We start from the raw sequence: 1,647 nt of genomic DNA on the forward strand, positions 1-1,647 counted from the left end.
TTATTAGATGGCTTGTATAAATAACGTGAATTCGAAGAATTTAGAATAAAGTAAACTGTGTATCTAAAGTCCTTTGTACATTAATACACGGCTTCTTTGGAAATAGACTATAGGCAGCAATAGCTCCCAATAAATTGACAAAAAACTATTGAATGGCTGATGAATAGGGTGTTCTACCTATGCGATATTCTTCAGTTTATCATTCAAAGACTCAATGATAGCCCTCTTTCTGAGCAGCTGTTTGTCAGAGATGCTCATCAGTGTTCCTCTCATGTTGCTTTTCAACTTGAGAATAAGCAGTATGCCATCAACGAAAAGCCTTTGGAAAAGGTTCCTGTTGGCATATCCCATATCACCTACTAACTTGCCATAAATGAATTTCACAAAGACTTGTATTTCAAATGTCTACAGTCTTCGGCGTCACTGCGAGTAATCATGAAATTTAGAACTTCTCCTCTCTCATTGCAGATCAAATGCAGCTTGAATCCATAGAAACAGCCCATGGAGTATTTTCCTCTTTTAACAACACCTCTGAAAATTTTATGAATGTATATTCTTTGGTTTCTACAAATGCGAAGTGATGTACTGTTAACAAACTTATGCTTGTGCATTTTCCCAAAAGTATCTTCTTGATAACAAGGCTAAAGGGACGGCAACCTCCTTTTCCAGTCCGAAAAAGCGACTATACGAGACAACATCTGGAACCAGATGGCGTAGGTGCTTTGCGAACCTTTTCAAGATAGAAATGCTTTTGGTAACGATAGCCTGAGTCGTGAAAGATTATCATATTCAGCATGACTTCTGCCTTAGACATCGTAGAATTACATGGTATTGTTTCTTATTGGCCGATTTTAGCATATATTTCGCCATCATTGTATTAAAAAACTTGCAGAATCATCTGCCAATACAGAATATTTCCGTAACTTTGTCTTCAGTAATCAAAGTGATTTTTGCTTGTAATTCTTTGTATTTCAGAGTTACAATAATTTTTGCTAGTTACCAACTTTATAAAGACCTATAATAGTTGAACTCACGTTAACATAAAAGATGCGCATAGAGATACTACAAGCGGGAACAGGTGATAGTATTTGGATTAGTCACAATAAGAAAAATGTTGTGATTGATGGTGGGAAATCTACAATAGCCATTAGGACTAGATATGACAAAATACCACTAGATGAGATTATTGACCTGCTTGTGGTGACTCATATCGACTCTGACCACATAGCTGGCATCATAGCATTGGTTAAACATATGAAAGAAAATGGGGAGTCACATAGGCTGAAACAAGTTTGGTTCAACTTCCCCAAGAAAGAAGAGACAGATGAATACTCTGTTGCCGAAGGAAATGAGTTGGCATCACTTCTTCTTGGAATAGATGGTGTGTGCTGGAATAACAACATTTCCGAATTGCTTGACTCTACGATAGAGGTTGGGGATATGAAACTGCGTGTACTGGCACCTGATCATGATGTGGCTGATGAATATAAGCCAAACAATCCTGATGAACTTGGAGTTTATCCAGAAGATTGGCATGTAAATTTAAGGACCTTGATAGATAATGTTGATGATGACGATATGGATGAAGGAGGTCCCAATAGCCAGTCAATTATAATTCTAGTTGAATGTGAAGGCAAGAAGTTGTTG

1 protein-coding gene and 1 pseudogene are annotated in these 1,647 nt (G+C 37.2%); one reads left to right on the forward strand and one right to left on the reverse strand.

Annotated elements, in window-relative coordinates; translation table 11 throughout:
- Window positions 1–40 precede the first annotated feature (40 nt).
- Window positions 41–942 (reverse strand): annotated as a pseudogene (locus HMPREF0650_RS12885) (IS982 family transposase).
- A gap of 105 nt (window positions 943–1,047) precedes the next feature.
- Here HMPREF0650_RS12885 and HMPREF0650_RS11470 point away from each other — a divergent pair.
- A partial coding sequence (locus tag HMPREF0650_RS11470; protein WP_004350970.1) for an MBL fold metallo-hydrolase occupies window positions 1,048–1,647 on the forward strand: 600 nt, incomplete at its 3' end.

Source organism: Hoylesella buccalis ATCC 35310 (assembly GCF_000177075.1).
Taxonomy (GTDB): domain Bacteria; phylum Bacteroidota; class Bacteroidia; order Bacteroidales; family Bacteroidaceae; genus Prevotella; species Prevotella buccalis.